A 17,695-nucleotide genomic window follows, 5' to 3' on the forward strand; every position below is an offset into this window, starting at 1 on the left:
AACCCCTTTATTTACAAGTTATTAACAGACTTATGCACAGTATCCACAGAATTATTAATTAACAAAACTATTTTCTAAGCAAAATTAACACCTTTTAAAATACAAATTAATCATACGTATTTAGTTTATTGCATGATTTTACCTCTAAAGCGACCTTCATACCTTTCTTCACCTAGTTTCAAATCAGGAACAGCGTTTAAAGTCAAGGGGGCGAAAGCGCTTCTAAGGTATTTGTAATAGGCTGCACCAGCAATCATAGCCGCGTTGTCAGTACATAGTACAGGTGGCGGGTAGATCACCCGGTGGTTTGTTTTGGCGGCCTTAATGGATAGGTCTGTTCTCAGGCGTGTATTTGCGGCTACTCCTCCGGCCAGAAGAATGGTTGACACTCCTGCTTTCTTGGCCGCATTCAATGTTTTGTCAATTAATACATCCGTCACCGCCTTTTGAAATCCAGCAGCCAAATCTACTTTATTCACTTCTTTATTGTTTTGATCAGCCCGGTGTATATAGTTAATCACGGCTGATTTCAAACCGCTAAAGCTAAAGTCTAAACTACCTTCTTCTAAATAAGCCTTTGGAAAAGTAATTGCATCGGGATTTCCTCCCTTGGCCAGGCGGTCGATTAACGGTCCCCCCGGATAACTGAGCCCCATAGAGCGCGCTACTTTGTCAAACGCCTCGCCCGCCGCGTCATCTCGTGTTTTTCCTTCAACATGATAACAACCATGTTTCTTTAACAGTACCAAATCAGTATGACCTCCTGATACAACTAAGCAAATCATGGGAAAAGCGATATTGGGTTCAGATAAAAAGTTGGCATAAATATGCCCTTCTATATGATTAATACCAATCAAAGGCAGGTCCAATCCATAAGCGATAGCTTTAGCGGCCGATACTCCCACGAGAAGCGCGCCAACCAGACCCGGCCCATATGTAACCGCTATCGCATCAAGATCTTTAAAGGAAAGCCCGGCTACTGACAACGCTTCGTTGATCACGTGGTTAATCAGTTCCAAGTGTTTACGTGAAGCTTCTTCAGGAACGACTCCGCCAAATTTGCCATGTACATCCACTTGAGATGAGATTATATTCGACAATATTTCTGTACCGTCGACCACTACTGCGGCCGATGTATCATCACAAGATGTCTCTAAAGCAAGGATCACAACACTCAAAAAAACACCTTCTTTACGCTATAACTTGCTTGCTTGAACATAACAATCTTGTATTAACCTTAGCTGCTTGCCGGAAAATCATGCATAATTTTTCTGATCGTCATTATAACATAAAAAAAACGAAATATTTTCTAAAGAAAGAACAAATTCCCCATTAGCGTCCTTTGGGCGTATAACGCACCTCATGTTCGGCCCTAATAAATTCGCCTTAACAAAATGAAAACCGCCTGTTTTAAAGGCGGTATATCTCTTCGATGTCGCATATAATTAAACCCATCCTCTAACAATTTCAGACGCTATCGCTTGCAAACCTTCCCCCCTATAAAAATATTCCTGGTGACCTTTTATCGGATTAAAGGGATTTATTATAAACTCAAGATTACTGTCAAGGCCAGACAGTATTTTCGGTACCATCTGCGGCCAAGCTATATCGATAGTTCCGGCGATGTTGGTGAAGCGACCAACAAGCGGCCTTGAGTCAAGATCAGCGTGTCGGGCCACTCCCTGTTTGAACCAAAAAAGAGGGCTTCCGACCAGCAACAGGTGGTTTACCTTCTGCGCGGCTGTCTGATTTTGCATAAGGGCGCAAAAACTGACAATCGAACCAAGACTATAGCCGATTAAGTGCACCGGTTCCTTACTTTTATCAATCATCTCGTAAAGACGTTTATTAACCTCCTGATGGGTCTTCTCCAAGTATAAATAGGTAAAAATATCTCCGAAGTTATCCACTATTGAGTCTGATAGCTTGCGGATTGCGCCAATCTCTTTAGCGTAAGGTGAGCGAAGTGAACCTAGTTCTTCTTCAGCTCTCTTTTTTAAACCGATTATTTGTATTTGTAAAACACCTTCAGCTTGCCCCTTACCATGTTTAGGGCCGGGAACAAGATCATAATAATAAACTCCGTCAAATTGCTCATCCGTTAATTCAAGACTTTGTTTTGCCAGTTCATTCTGAAGAGGAACCGCCCAATCCTTCCAATAATTTCTATCACTACTAAAGCCCATACCATGGACAAACAATATCATCCCAATGTCCTTACCCCCGTATATAAATTTTATACATTATATTCCGGGGAATGACAGACAGCTACGCTCATTCAAAGTTAAAATAAGCCCGGTTCAATAGTTTTGTCAACCATTATAATGTTATTGTATCTCTGTAACAGGCCACAAGTTCTACTATCGTGTAGCCACACTGCCTGCATATGACAGTAAGAACATCACACAAGTCAATTTGAGACACGTAAACATCAAACCCTTCCTGGTCGTTATCATTTCCGCAATCACAATTGAACCGGATCATCAATATATCACCGTCCTTCAATGTGCAACGTATATAATATCATATATTCGCTTATATATTTCTACACTATGATAAGCAAAACCTTTTAACAATAAATAGCATATATCTAAGCGGGAAGCCCTCCATAAACTGGAGGACTTCTCAACAATACTGTGTTAGTCATATCTAGGTGTTAGTCATGCCTAATAGTTAGCATAATCTCTGCGCTGTGCAAATAGCTTTACCAGCAGTATACCGGCAATAAAACCGCCAATATGCGCCCAGAAAGCGACACCTTGAGCAGTCTGATCCGTTAAGCCGGCAACTCCGTTAAGAATTTGCAGGACAAACCAAAGCCCTAAAAATATTACTGCTGGAATGGGTATGATCTGAATAAATATAAACAGAAATACTAATGTAAGCACTTTAGCACGCGGGTATAGAATCAAATAAGCCCCGAGTACTCCCGCTATAGCACCACTGGCGCCAATTAATGGCGATTTTGAAAGCGGGTTGTAAAGAACGTGGGTAATAGTGGCTATATACCCTGTTAACAGGTAAAACACCAGGTACCTCACATGCCCCATGCGACTTTCAACATTATCCCCGAAAATCCATAAATAAAGCATATTGCTCAATACATGAAACCATCCTCCATGTAAAAACATAGTCGTAGTTAGCCTGATCAATTGGTCCGCGGTCATGCCTACAGATGCAAGCTGGAGCGGAATTACCGCATGGGAAAAAATAAACTCATCCAAATGCCTTCCCAACTGCACTTCATAACCAAACACTAAAAGATTGACTATAATCAAGAACACATTTATTATCGGAAAACCCCGGGAAGGTATATTATCTTTTAAAGGGATCGTGGCCGGTTTCCTCCTTTATATTCTTATTTTAATCATTATTATTATATTCTAATTAATTTTCCTGCTTACCGTTCTCTTTTATTTTTTCCGGTTAAACGCAGATTAAAGTAGGTGAATATTGGTTTATGATTTTATTTTGAGGAAATCTGGTGGGATAGGAAATAATAAAAAGATTAAATAGAGATATGGAGTTGATGAGTTTATCCTATTCTGGTGTTATCGCTTGAGCATTAATAAGGTGGACTCTATCCGGGCTAAAACTAATCCACACATCACGACCTATGGTTAAATCTCCATGCAGTGCTTGTTCATGGCTTATAGTGGCGGTGAATGGTATCCCGCAATCCACTACCGCTGTAAACATATTGCCATAAGGCATCAGCTTGCCAATTCTCCCACGCATAGTATTAGCTTCGTTCTTTTCGAGTGTCACCATCATTTTTACATCCTCCGGCCTTAGCAGGATATAAACTTTTTCGCTATTAGGCGGAGTAAAAACATTAGCGACAATATCGTGCTGTCCGGCCTTTACAAATACTTTACCGTTGTCATTGTCATACCCGGTAATCACGCCCTTTATTGCGTTTTTTATTCCCACCAGGGAAGCGACACCAAGGCTGGCCGGGCGTGTCAGGATCTCCCAAGGTGTGGCAACCTGAACTATTCTGCCTTTGTCCATCGCGACTGCCCTATCGGCCAGAACAGGAATTTCAGCGTAATTGTGGGTTACAATGATACTACTAACACTGGTGTCCCTTAATATATCTGCTAGATCAGATAGAAGAGTATTACGCGTTGGTTCGTCAAGAGCGGCAAAGGGTTCATCAAGAAAAATTACTTCCGGTTCCAGCACCAGCGCCCTGGCCAGACTAACCCGTTGCGATTCCCCGCCAGACAGGCTACGTGCCGAACGATATGACAAATGTTCAATACCTAGCCTAACCAACCATTTCTTTACGCGTTCTTGAATTTGTTCCTTTGGAAAGCCCCTAATCACCAGACCGGAGGCAACATTATGATAAACTGTTGTTTCAAGCAGCAAAGCTTCCTGAAAAACCATAGCCATACGGCGGCGGTAGCTAAGGGAGTCCTCCCATCTGACTTTTTCGCCTCTAAAATAAAAATCACCTGCTGTGGGACGCTGCAATAGCATTAGAATCTGCAATAAAGTGCTTTTTCCCGCTCCGTTTGGCCCAATTAAGACTATAGTTTCACCTTGCTCCAGGTAAAAAGTGTCAATATCCAAAATAGTATGTTTTTCTTTGTTTAAGACGAGGTTGCTTATTTCAATTATTTTCCTGTTCATATATACTTTTCTCTCCTGTTAAATGTCTTTTATCACGTTTTTGCTCATACATTAACTTGTCTGCTTCAATTAACATTTTATCAATAGTATAGTTTGATTCAGGATCATAATGAACAATACCGACGCTGATAGACAACCTGTAGTGAACTGTCTGCGCGTTGCGGCCAGCAAGTTTTTCACGCAAGCGTGTAATTAATGTTTCAGCGCTGGAAACGGGCGCTTCAAGCATAAGAACAGCAAACTCGTCACCACCGATACGGCCGATGATATCAGACTCTCTAAATGTGCTTTTTAAAATATTGGCGGTCTCGATCAAAGCCCGGTCTCCTTCATGATGGCCAAAATTATCATTGATCCACTTCATGTCGTCCAGGTCTCCATATAACAGCAAGACTTCCCCTTTGGAGCGGTTGGCTAATGCCAGCTGTTGTTGAGCGAGGGTTAAAAATCCGCGCCTGTTGCATAGGCCGGTAAGTTCATCCGTTAGGGATATACTGATCAATTTTTCTCTTAATTGCACATTATCAGTAACATCCCGGAGTGTTGCGATGAGGGCGCTGTCACCTTCCCAATTTGTATCCGCCACACGTACCTCCGCGGTAAGCTCCGCTCCGTCCTTGCGGGTTATATTAACCTCTCTTGTTTCACCAGCTTTAACAGGAAAATCAAACAATTCACCCAGCAAATCTTCTTTATTGCGGCTAAAAAGGGTTTCCGCAGCGGGATTGAGATAACGAATCACTCCTTCAGAATCTACAACAATCATGGCATCAGCATTCCTTTCAAGGAGCGCGCGGTAATCAGCTTCCAGAATCTTAATAGTTTCAAACGCTTTTGTCAATTCCTTGTGTGATTGCTCAAGCTCAATGTTTTTTTGAATGGCATTCTCAAAAGTGGAAAGAAGCAAGTCTATAATCTGGATACGTTCTGAATTAAGATAATGCTTTTGCCCTGCAAAAAAAACCTCAATACCCATTTCCGCAGCGATCCCGTTTTTTCTCAGCTCCATGTTAGCCAGTATGTAGCGGATGCGGGAGATAAGAAATTGCTCATTATAAGGCTTTATAATAAAGTTATTTGCGCCGCATTTCATCCCGTTGATAACATCAGTTGGCTCGGACAGCGATGTTAAAAGTATAACTGGAATGTCTTTAAATCTTTCATCAGATTTGATCAGCCTGCAGAGTTCATAACCATTCATTTCCGGCATGACCACATCACTGATCACTATCGTCGGTTTTTTTACCTTAATATTTTCAATTGCTTCCAACCCATTGTGTGATACTGTCACATTATATCCGTACTGTTCGAGAGTATATCTCAGTTGCTCTGCTTGGGTTAGACTGTCTTCCACAATCAAAATATTGATATCGTTCATAACATTTCCTCCCCTAACGACATAACAAAAGAATAATATATCATGAAGTTAGATAAGTTTATTTATTACTTCTAACAAATTACCATGGTCGAAACTGCTTTTCACAATATAAGCGTCAGCTCCCGCGTCTATGCCGCGCTCCCGGTCTTCCCGGGAATCAAGCCCGGTCACCAAAACAACGGGCAACCACGCATATTTTTTATCCATACGTATCCTGGATGTGAGTTCAAAACCATTCATTCTCGGCATTTCCACATCTGACACAACTAAATCATAGTCCTCCGTTTTCAGCGCTGTTAACGCTTCAATACCATCAACAGCGGTTTTGACACTGTACCCTGATGACTCCAGAATATTCTTTAGTAACATTCTTGAAGTAATTGAGTCCTCCACTACTAGAATTGATTTTTTATTTAAACCTGCTATCCCTGTTGCTGAGGCCGTTTCAAAAGTTGCATTTTTAATTTTTATTGTTGATCTCAACAAATCTGGAACATTTAAAACAGGTACTACCTTTCCGGAGCCAAGTACAGTGGCGCCGCTAATATTCCTTACCCGTGAAAGCTGTTTGCCAAGACTTTTGACCAGTACCTCCTGCTCACATACAATCTCGTCTACAGCGAAGGCGATTCGTTTTTCCGCAGTGCCTAGCAGCAGCACCGGGATATATCCTAAACTATTGTTTTTGTTTTCTTGAAGGGCAAGTTCCAACACATCAGCCAGTCTGACGAAGGAAAAAGCGCAACCCTTTAGTGAAATGATTTCTTTATTCTCGATCGTTTTTATCTCATCTTGTTTAATTCTCGTAACTTTATCTACGTTAATTGAAGGTATTATAAACAATTGTTCAGAAACTCTAACGAGTATCCCCCTGAAAGTAGCCAGTGTCACCGGAATAATCATTCTGAATGATGATCCGTTTTGAGGTTGGGTTTCCACTGTGATAACCCCGCCAAGCTGTTCCACTTTTTCGCGCACTATAGCAAGCCCGAGTCCCCTGCCGGAAATATCGGTAATTATCGGACTTGTAGAAACTTCCGATTGGAATATCAGCGCCAGCGCCTCTTGTTTACTGAGCTTATCACATTCTTTTTCTGTTAATATTCCCTTGTTTATAGCAGATTCTATAACTCTATCTAAATTGATACCAATTCCGTCATCTGAAACTAGGATCTCAACTTTATGCCCACTCAACTGTGAAATAGTCACAGTAATCTTCCCGCATCGCGCTTTTTTGCTTCTTTCCCGTTCCTCCGGTGTTTCAATGCCATGATCGATACAATTTCGCAGTAGATGAATAAAAGGATCTTTTATATCTTCAAGGATGCGCTTGTCAATTTCAATCTCACTTCCATGCAAAATTAACTCCACTTCTTTGTTCTGGGCCCGGGACAAGTCACGAATCATCATGGGGAAAGTTGATAATAAGGAGGAAAAGGGAAGCATAAGCGCTTTTCTTATATCTTTTTGGAAATTATCAACGACTGCGCCAATTGATCGTCGATCATGTTCAGCTAATTTTATCATTGTTTTTACTTTGCTTTCCAGTAATCTAAGGCAGTTTTGATTTCGATCGAGAAACTCCATCAGTTTGTCAAACTGTAAATTGTTCTTATCTGTTTGCATACCCGGATGATTTTTATCACATTCCTTATCCCAGTAGCCAAGGATATCCTGAATATTCCGCAAGTCGGCGGCATGTCGGTCCATTGTCAGTTTTATTGACAGCATTTCCTCAGCTTGCAGTAATAGTGAATCCAACTTTTCTGTGGAAATCCGCACCGTTCCTGATACAACCTGCTTGTCCACAATACTTGGCTCAGCCTGACCGGCGGTATCGTTGCCTATTATTGGTGATAAAAAGTAGTTGTTGCCCGGTTGAGCCGTCGGGATGTTTCTTTTTAATTTGGGTAAATGTTCTTCAGTTTGGGTACTGCCTGACTGCTTGCCGGTTTCCAGGTCGGCTAACTGCTGAATGAGTGTCGTAATAAGAACTTGTCCTCCTTCAGCAGTAGAAAGCAGCTTATTAATTGTGTCGACTGCGTTATGTAGCTTGTCAAAAAGTCCGGGTGACGGGTTAATCGCCTTGCGCTTCAAGACGGCCAGGACGCTCTCAAGTGACTGGCAAATCGTTTCAATATCTGTCATGTTGACTGCCCGCGCCGCGCCCTTTAAACTATGCGCTTCCCGGAAAATAGCTTCAACCACTGCGTTTTGACTTTCAGCATCCGGTGTTTTCTCTAATTCAAGCAGTCCCGCAGACATTGCTTTAAGTCGTTCTTCCGCTTCTATTTTAAAAAGTGAACGAAGTCTTTTCAGTAAATCGTTATCTTTTTTATTATCTTGCATGGGCATGTTAGCTCCCCCGATTCTTTAAACCTGGTATTGCTCAACCAACTCCTTCAGCCTCCGTCCCAATTCGTCTAATTTCAGCGCCGCTGTTTCCAGTTGTCTAGCGCTGTCAACGTTCTGATTGCTTGCTTGCTCAATATTATTCATCGCTATAGCTACCTGATCAATTCCGGTCAACTGCTGCTGGGCGGTAACCGCAATTTGAGTTAACGCCTGCGTTGCTTCCGTAATCGTATTCGCCATAGTCCGGATCGACTCGCTTGCTTCAGTGGATTGTTTTACACCGGCATCAACCGCTTTACTACCTTGTTCAGTAGCCATTACCGCCGCGCTGGTGGCTTTCTGGATGTCATTCAAGATTCTCCGCACCTGAGCCGTCGCCTGTTTTGACTGTTCCGCCAGGCTCTTGATTTCTTGGGCGACCACGGCAAACCCTTGCCCGTGTTCCTCCGCCTTGGCCGCCTCGATCGAAGCGTTGACCGCCAGGAGGTTTGACTGTTCCGCCACGTCATCGACAATAGAAATAAGTTCCCCTATGGCCTGGCTCTGTTCACTAAGCCGGACAATACTTTCAGCAATAGAGACCATCTGTTCTTGAATTAGATCCATCCTCTTGATCGTTTCATTCACCGAATCCTGACCATCTTGTGAAGCTTGCATTGCTTTAGGGGCTATCTCCGACATATATTTGGCTTTTTGACTGGAAACTTGTACTGTCTGTCTTACTTCTTCCATAGTGGCGGTTGTCTCACTTAGCGCGGCAGCCGATTCCGCCGCGCCGGAGGCGAACTGAACGGTTGAGGCTGATATCTCACTGGCGGAGGAAGCTAGAACGTTTACCCCTTCCATAATCTGCCTGGTTTCTTCTCTTAAATTCTCCACCATCCTGTGGAATGATTGAATCAGGAAACCTATTTCATTACGGCTATTATTGACAGGCACATCAACCCTTAAATTCCGGTCTGCAATTTGTTCAGCCACGTCTACCGCGATTTTCAAGGGATTTGTGATGCTGCGCGTGATAATGAAAGTAATCAGCCAAGAAATAAATATCCCCAATATTATCGCTATACCACTGTTAATTAACATAAACAAACGGGTTCTGGCATATAATTGAGCCGCCTCGTTAAAACGCGCTTTACTGCGTTCTTCCTGGTAATTGACAACGTTTTTCAACGAATCTTCAATTCTAGCCATGCCAGGCATAGCTTCTTTATTAATCACAGAAACTGCCTCAGCGTTATTACCCGCCAAACCTAAAGTAACCACTTTATCGTTGGATAGTTTGCCGGATTCGATAGCCTTTTCAACATTTGCCAGTAGAGCCTTACCTTCAACAGTATTGTCCATTTCCCTAAGCTTGGCAAAGTCCTTATTATATCTAGCCCGTGCCTCTTCAATCTTGTTGCTGGAATCCTGCTTCGCGTTAGAATCCTCTAATAAAATAATAGAGCGTGTTTCCCGCGAGATGACGGCCATTGAATCCAACATATCATAAGCCAATTCCATACTGACAACGTTAGTATTATAGATCTGATTCATATCGCCCTGAATCTTCCCCATACTACTGTTTCCTACCAGCGTTGAAATAACGAGCAGGATCAAAATTAGCCCAAAGCCCAGCCCCAGTCTTGTTCCAATTTTCATGTCTTTAAAATTCATTTTGTCACCCCTATGTATTCGTTTTACCGTTTCACGCTTCTCCCTCTTCATTAACAACAATCCGTTTGTCGGATAGAATCCTTGCCATATCTAGTACGATGAATTGTTCCATTGTCATACCTTTCAGATATTCCGCGCGTATGTTGGTCAAGGTGGGCGGCAATGGTTGAATCTTATCCTGTGGAATGTAGCTAACACCGGTAATGGTTTCCGCGGGAATAGCAAACTCCATTTCATTGTTATGAACAATTATGGTCTTATTGAGAACGTTGGTTCCCTTCCCTGTAATACCAAAAAACTTATTTATATCAACTACTGATAATATTTGTCCTCTGATATTGATTATCCCAAGAATAAACGGCGGTGTGCAAGGTAACGGAGTCATTTCTTTTAGTGGGCAGACCTCGCGGATAAACACCGACTCAACCGCATATTTTTCACCGTTCAAAAAGAATCCAAGGATCTTTAGATGCGTTTCAGTTGATTCTTTATTTTTGGGCACTTGGGCAAGTGTTTTCGCTCTGGCTCTGAGAATCAATTTCCTTTCTTCAGGAGATGGTGTAAATCCCCTCTCAACAGCTGCTCTGGCATTTTCTAAACGATTGTATATATCATTCCAGACAACCTTCATAATTCTTGCACCGCTCCTATTGTTCATAAATGGGAAGCACTCACTGCGTGATTTTTTACTTATCTCAAAATTCTGCTTCCAATTATACCGGCAATAATTTCTGATAGCCTGCCGGCGGTAATGCCTTCCGACTCCGGTAAGATATCTTCTTGAGCATATTTAGTTAAAAGCGTTAGAGCATTTTTATAGTGTTTCTTCGATTCAAGATGATTTCCCTGCCGCATGGTGATGTTTCCCAATGCAAAATGAGCTAGAACAAAATTGGGGTCAAGGTAAAGCGCGCGCTTTAATGATACTATCGCCTCTTCTACCTGCTCTTTTTCTTGCAGGATTGTTGCGAATAGATAATGCAAGCCGGGATTAAGTTTATCTGCGCAGATAGCCTTTTCACAACACTCCAGCGCCTCATCAAGTTTTCCCTGATTAGCGCAAATCCGCGCTAAATAAGCCATTTTACTGTCGTTACGTGAATCTTCATTGGACGCTTGGGCATCGATTAATACACCATCATCAAAAGACTGAACGGTGGTTTTTTCTGATAAGTCAGCATGAAAAACGTCTGTATATTTAGGTTGATATTCAAGACTGGAGTCACCCGGTAGATATTTTTCTGTTTTTGACTGTATTGTAGCAAAATTATTTATTAAATTAGTCTGCAAGTCATTTTTTTTAAATAGAATCGTTCCATCATAATTTAATTTTGTAAATTGGGAATATAGATCGGGCGCAGCTTCGGCTGGACTGGTGATTAGCCACCCGCCGGGCTTAAGAGAGCGGAAAAGACGTTGAATGACTTTTTCCTTTTGTTCATGTGAAAGGTATATAAGCACATTGCGGCAAAAAATCACATTTACCGCACTGGTGTTGTTTAACACTGACGGGTAAGTTTCCTCTGCCAAATTGAGTTGCGCAAACTGCACCATTCTTTTAATATGAGGGAGAACTTCAAAGCGGTTATCTTTTGAATGCTTAAAAAATCTCTCCTTGATCCATGCGGGTGTGTCACGAAACGACCATTCACTATAAATACCCTCAAGCGCCTTTTTTAAAAAGTTTGAGTTAATGTCTGTGCCAAGGATGCTAATATGCCAATCCCTTAAATAATAGTTCATTTTATCCAGCAGTATCGCGATTGAATATGGCTCCTCGCCTGTACTGCAGCCAGCGCTCCAGATCCTTATTGGTTGCCTTTTTTCTAAAAGATTATAAGAGTTTATCAATTCGGGGATAATATGCTTTTCGAGCACATTAAATATTTTTTTATCCCGATAAAAATAAGTTTCACCAACGGTCAGGTGACTTGCCAAAATATCTATTTGATAATTAGACAAATGCGATGACATTAACCACCGGATGCATGATTCCATGTCTTCAAAGCCAAAGGCAAAAGCGGCGGCACTAATCCCACGCTTTAGCTCATGCCGGCGCTTCTCCGGAAAATACAAACCTAACCGCTCGGCAAGAAATTCATTGAGTTGAGCAAGGAGGAAATCAGAGATACCGGCAGATATATTTCTTTCCTGTTTCACTTCTCCTCCATTAAATTTATTAAGATTTGTTCTTCTTCGTGGAAAAGTAGCCTGCCGAGATCAAGTATGAGAATCATACCGTCCTCAAGTTTTATTACGCCTTCAACGTACTCTATATCCGGCATGATCTTCCCGGCTGCAACGATTTCATGTTCCGGCCTTTCAACAACATCTCCTACCGCGTCCGCCGCCAGGGCTACAGTTCGTCTAGACGTATTGGCAATGATGAACTGGTCACTTAAACCAATTTCCCGGTCGGGTAAACAGAATCGTCCCCGTATATTAACAACTGGAATAATCCTGCCCTGCACGTTGATTACGCCAAGTACAACTTCCGGCGCTTGAGGCAATGGTGTTACTTCTACCGCTCGAATGATTCTTTCCACGTTGAGAAGATTAAAACCAAACCATTGTTCTCCAATTTTAAAAGTAAGATATTTATTCAACCTGTTCATAAAATTACAATTCCTTTTTCAACCCCAGCGCCGCCAGTGTGTCTATAAATACTTGTCCGGATTTCTCATGAATAACCAGATCCGCCTGGCTGTCCCTGGGGGTGTCGTCCTGATTGATGATTACCAGTTGTCTGGCGTAGTCCGGGAGCGAAGCAACCGGATAGACCTGCAGACTGCTTCCGACAACGATAAGAAGCTGGCAGCCTGAAATAGCTTTCGTCGCCTGAAAATAGTCATCACCCATCGAATCCTCGAAAAGAACAATATCAGGGCGCAATACACCGTTGCACTTATCACAGCGGGGCGGGTTTTTCCCGGCATCAAATTGGTTGATTAAATATTCAAAAGGGTAACTATTTTTGCAATCAAAACAATGGCAGGTGCGTAGATGGCCATGCACTTCCCATACTTTTTGCGAGCCGGCCTTGCGATGCAGCCCGTCAATGTTCTGAGTGATTACCCCAATCAAGAAACCTTCCCGTTCCAATTTAGCCAGGGCATAATGCGCCGGGTTAGGTTCAGCTCCTGAATATGTTATCCACCGTTTTAAGTTATTTTGGTAAAATGCCGCCGGATCACGTCGTAGTGCTGAAGTACAGGCAACTTTCATCGGGTCGAACTTATTCCACAGACCTGTTCCTGGACTGCGGTAATCCGGTATGCCGCTCTCCGTACTGATCCCGGCGCCAGTCAATGCGAAGGTGCGGGAAGACCCTTTTAACAGATTAACAAATGCATTAATTTTTTCTTCGTATTTCATTATCTCACCTCGTTTTAATAAGTTCACTTATATTCACAGGCATTTTACATTGTATAAAAAAAACTTGCAATAATACTTGATTATATTTTACACCCTTTTTCTCCTAGATAATAATATAAAATCTCTATTCATAATGACAAGTCCCAACCGGCCGGGTAATAATCAGCCTTCATGTTGGAAATATTATATTGCACAATTCGACAACCAGGAGTATATTCAATTATATTGCTAGATGACTAAATAGACACAAGGAGTACCCAATGTTTTATAAATGTTCCATTACATTGCTTATTGGTTTAATATTCCTGGCTAATTGCGCAAATACTCCACTGGTTGCCATAGTTAGTCAAACAGGTAATTCAGACAGTGCTGAAGCGTCGAATCAACCCTTAACTCCTGTTCAAGTCCCAACCGATCCGCAAACTGCCGGCAAATCGCAGACTGAACCTGCAAAATACGTCTATCTTACTTTCGATGACGGGCCCAATTCGTATTATACAGGCATAATTTTAGACATTTTAAAGAAATATGGTGTAAAGGCAAGCTTTTGTGTCATCGGCAACAACATTGAGAAAAATCCTGAAGTATTAAAAAGAATTGTCAATGAAGGACATGGTGTGGTCAACCACACCTATTGCCATGATTACGATAAAATTTATGCCAGTCCCAAAGCCTACCTGGGAGATCTACAAAAGTGCAACCAGGCAATCGTCTCGTTAACAGGAAAAAATGTTAGAGTGTACCGCGCTCCCGGCGGTGATCCTAAATTAAATAAAGAAACTTATAATCTGCTAAGCAGAGAAGGTTATACCTCGCTTGGCTGGAATGTTACCTCCGCAGATACCGATCCCAACGGCGCAACACCGGAGCAAATTTACGGCAATGTTGCAAATGGGGTTGTTAAAATGGAAAAAATGAATAAGGCGCCAATTATCCTTATGCATGACGGTACCGAAATCAATCGCAGTTTAAGTTCGCCCGGAACAGCGACGCTTAATTACATAAAGAACCGCGAAAGCGATGTCGCGGCTCTGCCCAAAATAATTGAGTTTTTACAAGCAAAGGGTTACTCCTTTGCTGTCGTTGACGAAAAAACACCGCCGGCTTGGTAACGGATTCGCCTCCTGCAGCCTGTGGGCGGTCATGCGAGACTCATGCTTATCGCTTGTCCGGCTCAAAACCTTTTAGAGGGTCATTTCCCACAACATTCCTGCCTAAATAAAGGCATACGGCACCCATTAAGATATTTAACAGCGCAAAAGACAGGTAAAACAAACTAAGAAAAGATGTGCCGCGCATCAATAAATGCCCTCCATATAACATCAGTCCAAATAAAAAGTAGCTCTTTGCCTTTTCGAAACGAAAAACAGAATTCCATATCAAGATAAATATTGTCCGCTTATCATTCACTGCCGGAAAAGATACCCCGGGGGTTGCATCTTTTTCCTGCAATCCTCCTAAGCCTGCTCGCAGAGCTAAATTCATCATCCCTGACCGGTCTATCAATTTTATATTGATACCTTTACGGGATATTTCTTTGATTATACGTGTCAAACCAGGCGCGTATTCCCCGGTTGTAACAAATAAGCCGTTTTTATAACCCCCATGGCTCAGCGCGCCGGCAAATGTCCGGATATCAGATTGATTTATTCTATTACCCCCCTCTGTGCGCATACACAGGATTGCTACTGGCACACCCTGATAAATACCGATTAGATCAATTCCTTTTTCTTTATCATTGTCATCGCACTTTCTCGATGTATTTAAACTCAAAGTCTGAAATTCAGGTATTTTTGCAAATAACTCCAGCACTGTAAGTATAAATTCGTTCCGTGAATTGATTTTCGAGATATCTTCAATAAACTTTTTGCCGGCCAGCCAAAACCTTCTCTGCTGTTGCCGCTTGCGCCCAATAATATTTAAAAATATCCGCAGCGCCACAGCTTCCAAAACTAGAAGCGGGATAGAAAACATCAAAGCAGTAAGCAGCTTTTCTACAAGACTTGCAACAAAAAGAAAGTTTACCAACCATAAAAGAAAAAGCCCGCATAATCGATCAAATCGGCGCCCTAAAACACTTCTTGTATCTTCCTTCGGCTCTTTTTTATTATAGAGCATTTATAACACCTCAACGTTTTACTATTATCTTGCCCAATAAAATGGAAAAAGTAACATGCCGACTTTACTAAACTTGTCAGTTCAGGTTATTTAGGTTACAATTCGTTATATAATGTGTAATCAGTTATCACAGGAGGACTTACCATGCTATACGAAAGCACCAGGGGCCAGTTCAAAAAGATTTTATCAGCTGAAGCAATCAAACTTGGTATTTCACCTGATGGAGGGTTATTCGTTCCTTGTGAAATACCAATGATCTCCATTAACAGGTTAAAGGAAATGACCAATCAGGACTATCAAGCCCGGGCAGCTGTTATTTTAAAAGAGTACCTCACAGATTATAGTGAAGAAGAAATAGATGAGTGTGTTTCATTATCATATAACCAGGAGAAGTTCGATTCGCCAGCTATTGCTCCGGTTCGCCAATTAGACGATTCTCTCTATATTTTAGAGTTGTGGCATGGTCCTACTTGCGCTTTCAAGGACATGGCCCTGCAAATTCTGCCCCATTTATTGACTAAAGCAGCGGTCAAGACTGGTGATATCTCAACCATTGTGATTCTTGTCGCTACTTCTGGCGACACGGGCAAGGCTGCCCTGGAAGGCTTTAAAGACGTACCGCGCACAAGGATTATTGTTTTTTACCCGGAACAAGGAGTAAGCGCAATGCAGCAACTGCAGATGATTACTCAGGAAGGCAACAATGTGGATGTAGTGGCCGTACGGGGCAACTTTGACGACGCACAAAACGGAGTTAAAGATATTTTTGGAAACACCGGGTTCAACCAGGATTTGCACAGGAAAAACTACCGTCTTTCTTCTGCCAACTCAATTAACTGGGGACGCTTGGTGCCACAGGTTGCATATTATTTTTCAGCTTACCTGGACCTGGTAGCCAAAGGAAATGTGACCCTGGGAGAAAAAATAAACTTCGTGGTGCCGACAGGTAATTTCGGCAATATTTTATCTGCCTATTACGCTTTGGAGATGGGCTTGCCAATAAGCAGGCTAATTTGCGCTTCCAATGCCAACAATGTCCTCACCGATTTCATTAGGACCGGTGTATATAACCGTAAACGGCAGTTCCGGAAGACTATTTCGCCCTCGATGGATATCCTTATCTCCAGTAATCTGGAGCGTCTGCTATATCATCTGAACGGTCGCGACCACACCAAAACCAGTGAATGGATGGCTAGTTTAAAAGATTCGGAGAAATACCATGTTGATGAGCTGACCTTCGCACGGATAGATAGACTTTTTTGGTCCGGATTTGCAAATGACAGCGAAACGATAGAAACAATTCGCTCAATATTTCAAAAATACAGTTACGTAATAGATACTCATACCGGTGTGGGCATAAATGTATATAAGAAATACCTTAAAGCCACAGGCGATAAAACAAAAACAATTATAGCATCAACAGCCAGTCCTTTTAAATTCAACACAAGCGTAGTCCAGGCCGTCCTGGGAGATGACGCGGTACAGAATAAAAACGAGTTTGAACTGTTGGAAATGCTCTCTGTTTTGAGCGGTAATGAAATCCCATTTGGGCTCAAAGACCTTGACAAGAAAACCATACTACACCGAAGAACGGTATCAAAAAATAATATGCGTGATGAAGTCAATAATATCTTGCAATCAGCCAATTAGCTAATTGCAACTACCCTATCGCAGTTATTAAGAAACAAACTAGTGTTTTAAAATATATTACAAGTATCGTATAGCAACACATATTTTATTGATCATTTGACTGAATATGACAATAAATAATATAAAAGGACCCTAAATTATTGTGGGTCCTTTTGCATCTTATCAATATTGACATACAAAGCTCTTTCTTTTTCGTCATATTCAGCATGGAATTTACCTTTCGCAGTAATTCCAAAGTGATTAAAAAACCCCCTGCCAAATACCTTGGTCTTCTTTATGTTTTGACCTTCACTACTGGCTTTTATCCTGATAACATTAGATTCCGGGTCAAAAGCCAGTTCAACTTTGCCGACACTCAGTTTTTCACGGGCATATTTGTTCAATACCATAGAATTCTTTGAAATCGTGACCAATGGTAACTTAGGCACTCGCTCGCCACGTGGTTTATAAATTTCAAATGCCATATTTCACACTCCTATTTTTTACATCAAATAAATTATAAATTGAAAACTGGTAATT

Annotated in this window: 15 protein-coding genes; 2 read left to right on the forward strand and 13 right to left on the reverse strand. The window is 41.8% G+C overall.

What is annotated here, in order from left to right:
- Positions 1–125 precede the first annotated feature (125 nt).
- From tsaD to L7E55_RS12625, 11 genes are all read right to left on the reverse strand, one after another.
- On the reverse strand, positions 126–1,178 hold the full coding sequence (gene tsaD, locus L7E55_RS12575) for a tRNA (adenosine(37)-N6)-threonylcarbamoyltransferase complex transferase subunit TsaD (RefSeq protein ID WP_277444620.1): 1,053 nt from the start codon (positions 1,176–1,178) through the stop codon (positions 126–128).
- Between the two features lie 267 nt (positions 1,179–1,445).
- Positions 1,446–2,207 (reverse strand): lipase family protein, encoded by a 762-nt coding sequence (locus L7E55_RS12580; RefSeq protein ID WP_277444621.1) that lies wholly within the window; start codon positions 2,205–2,207, stop codon positions 1,446–1,448.
- Positions 2,208–2,666: 459 nt separating this feature from the next.
- Positions 2,667–3,224, reverse strand: coding sequence for a rhomboid family intramembrane serine protease (locus L7E55_RS12585; RefSeq protein ID WP_277444622.1), 558 nt, complete (start codon positions 3,222–3,224; stop codon positions 2,667–2,669).
- A 316-nt stretch (positions 3,225–3,540) separates the two neighbouring features.
- Positions 3,541–4,641 (reverse strand): ABC transporter ATP-binding protein, encoded by a 1,101-nt coding sequence (locus L7E55_RS12590; RefSeq protein ID WP_277444623.1) that lies wholly within the window; start codon positions 4,639–4,641, stop codon positions 3,541–3,543.
- Positions 4,622–6,019, reverse strand: a complete 1,398-nt coding sequence (locus L7E55_RS12595; protein ID WP_277444624.1) for a diguanylate cyclase — start codon at positions 6,017–6,019, stop codon at positions 4,622–4,624. Before L7E55_RS12595 ends, L7E55_RS12590 begins: the two co-directional genes overlap by 20 nt.
- A 48-nt stretch (positions 6,020–6,067) precedes the next feature.
- Positions 6,068–8,374, reverse strand: a complete 2,307-nt coding sequence (locus tag L7E55_RS12600; protein ID WP_277444625.1) for a hybrid sensor histidine kinase/response regulator — start codon at positions 8,372–8,374, stop codon at positions 6,068–6,070.
- 18 nt (positions 8,375–8,392) lie between these two features.
- On the reverse strand, positions 8,393–10,033 hold the full coding sequence (locus L7E55_RS12605; protein ID WP_277444626.1) for a methyl-accepting chemotaxis protein: 1,641 nt from the start codon (positions 10,031–10,033) through the stop codon (positions 8,393–8,395).
- Positions 10,034–10,064: 31 nt separating this feature from the next.
- Complete coding sequence (locus tag L7E55_RS12610) at positions 10,065–10,664, reverse strand: chemotaxis protein CheW (RefSeq protein ID WP_277444627.1); 600 nt, start codon at positions 10,662–10,664, stop codon at positions 10,065–10,067.
- Between the two features lie 59 nt (positions 10,665–10,723).
- On the reverse strand, positions 10,724–12,007 hold the full coding sequence (locus tag L7E55_RS12615; RefSeq protein WP_277444628.1) for a CheR family methyltransferase: 1,284 nt from the start codon (positions 12,005–12,007) through the stop codon (positions 10,724–10,726).
- Between the two features lie 182 nt (positions 12,008–12,189).
- Positions 12,190–12,648 (reverse strand): chemotaxis protein CheW, encoded by a 459-nt coding sequence (locus L7E55_RS12620; protein ID WP_277444629.1) that lies wholly within the window; start codon positions 12,646–12,648, stop codon positions 12,190–12,192.
- 4 nt (positions 12,649–12,652) lie between these two features.
- Positions 12,653–13,408 (reverse strand): SIR2 family NAD-dependent protein deacylase, encoded by a 756-nt coding sequence (locus tag L7E55_RS12625; RefSeq protein ID WP_277444630.1) that lies wholly within the window; start codon positions 13,406–13,408, stop codon positions 12,653–12,655.
- Between the two features lie 260 nt (positions 13,409–13,668).
- Here L7E55_RS12625 and L7E55_RS12630 point away from each other — a divergent pair, with 260 nt between their 5' ends.
- Positions 13,669–14,520 carry a polysaccharide deacetylase family protein gene (locus L7E55_RS12630; RefSeq protein WP_277444631.1) on the forward strand — a complete coding sequence of 284 codons (852 nt, stop codon included), beginning with the start codon at positions 13,669–13,671 and terminating at the stop codon, positions 14,518–14,520.
- A gap of 46 nt (positions 14,521–14,566) precedes the next feature.
- Here L7E55_RS12630 and L7E55_RS12635 read toward each other — a convergent pair whose 3' ends face one another.
- Positions 14,567–15,526 carry a restriction endonuclease gene (locus tag L7E55_RS12635; RefSeq protein ID WP_277444632.1) on the reverse strand — a complete coding sequence of 320 codons (960 nt, stop codon included), beginning with the start codon at positions 15,524–15,526 and terminating at the stop codon, positions 14,567–14,569.
- Positions 15,527–15,670: 144 nt separating this feature from the next.
- Between L7E55_RS12635 and thrC the strand changes: the two genes are divergently transcribed.
- Positions 15,671–17,176 (forward strand): threonine synthase, encoded by a 1,506-nt coding sequence (thrC, locus tag L7E55_RS12640; RefSeq protein ID WP_277444633.1) that lies wholly within the window; start codon positions 15,671–15,673, stop codon positions 17,174–17,176.
- 137 nt (positions 17,177–17,313) lie between these two features.
- Here thrC and L7E55_RS12645 read toward each other — a convergent pair whose 3' ends face one another.
- Complete coding sequence (locus L7E55_RS12645) at positions 17,314–17,640, reverse strand: hypothetical protein (protein ID WP_277444634.1); 327 nt, start codon at positions 17,638–17,640, stop codon at positions 17,314–17,316.
- Positions 17,641–17,695 lie beyond the last annotated feature (55 nt).

This window comes from Pelotomaculum isophthalicicum JI (genome assembly GCF_029478095.1).
Classification (GTDB): Bacteria; Bacillota; Desulfotomaculia; order Desulfotomaculales; family Pelotomaculaceae; genus Pelotomaculum_D; species Pelotomaculum_D isophthalicicum.

Coding starts and splice junctions, on each gene's coding strand:
- L7E55_RS12580 (WP_277444621.1), bottom strand. CDS start 2,207: ATGATATTGTTTGTCCATGGTATGGGCTTTAGTAGTGATAGAAATTAT.
- L7E55_RS12590 (WP_277444623.1), bottom strand. CDS start 4,641: ATGAACAGGAAAATAATTGAAATAAGCAACCTCGTCTTAAACAAAGAA.
- L7E55_RS12595 (WP_277444624.1), bottom strand. CDS start 6,019: ATGAACGATATCAATATTTTGATTGTGGAAGACAGTCTAACCCAAGCA.
- L7E55_RS12600 (WP_277444625.1), bottom strand. CDS start 8,374: ATGCCCATGCAAGATAATAAAAAAGATAACGATTTACTGAAAAGACTT.
- L7E55_RS12605 (WP_277444626.1), bottom strand. CDS start 10,033: ATGAATTTTAAAGACATGAAAATTGGAACAAGACTGGGGCTGGGCTTT.
- L7E55_RS12610 (WP_277444627.1), bottom strand. CDS start 10,664: ATGAAGGTTGTCTGGAATGATATATACAATCGTTTAGAAAATGCCAGA.
- L7E55_RS12615 (WP_277444628.1), bottom strand. CDS start 12,007: ATGTCATCGCATTTGTCTAATTATCAAATAGATATTTTGGCAAGTCAC.
- L7E55_RS12620 (WP_277444629.1), bottom strand. CDS start 12,648: ATGAACAGGTTGAATAAATATCTTACTTTTAAAATTGGAGAACAATGG.
- L7E55_RS12625 (WP_277444630.1), bottom strand. CDS start 13,408: ATGAAATACGAAGAAAAAATTAATGCATTTGTTAATCTGTTAAAAGGG.
- L7E55_RS12630 (WP_277444631.1), top strand. CDS start 13,669: ATGTTTTATAAATGTTCCATTACATTGCTTATTGGTTTAATATTCCTG.
- L7E55_RS12635 (WP_277444632.1), bottom strand. CDS start 15,526: ATGCTCTATAATAAAAAAGAGCCGAAGGAAGATACAAGAAGTGTTTTA.
- thrC (WP_277444633.1), top strand. CDS start 15,671: ATGCTATACGAAAGCACCAGGGGCCAGTTCAAAAAGATTTTATCAGCT.
- L7E55_RS12645 (WP_277444634.1), bottom strand. CDS start 17,640: ATGGCATTTGAAATTTATAAACCACGTGGCGAGCGAGTGCCTAAGTTA.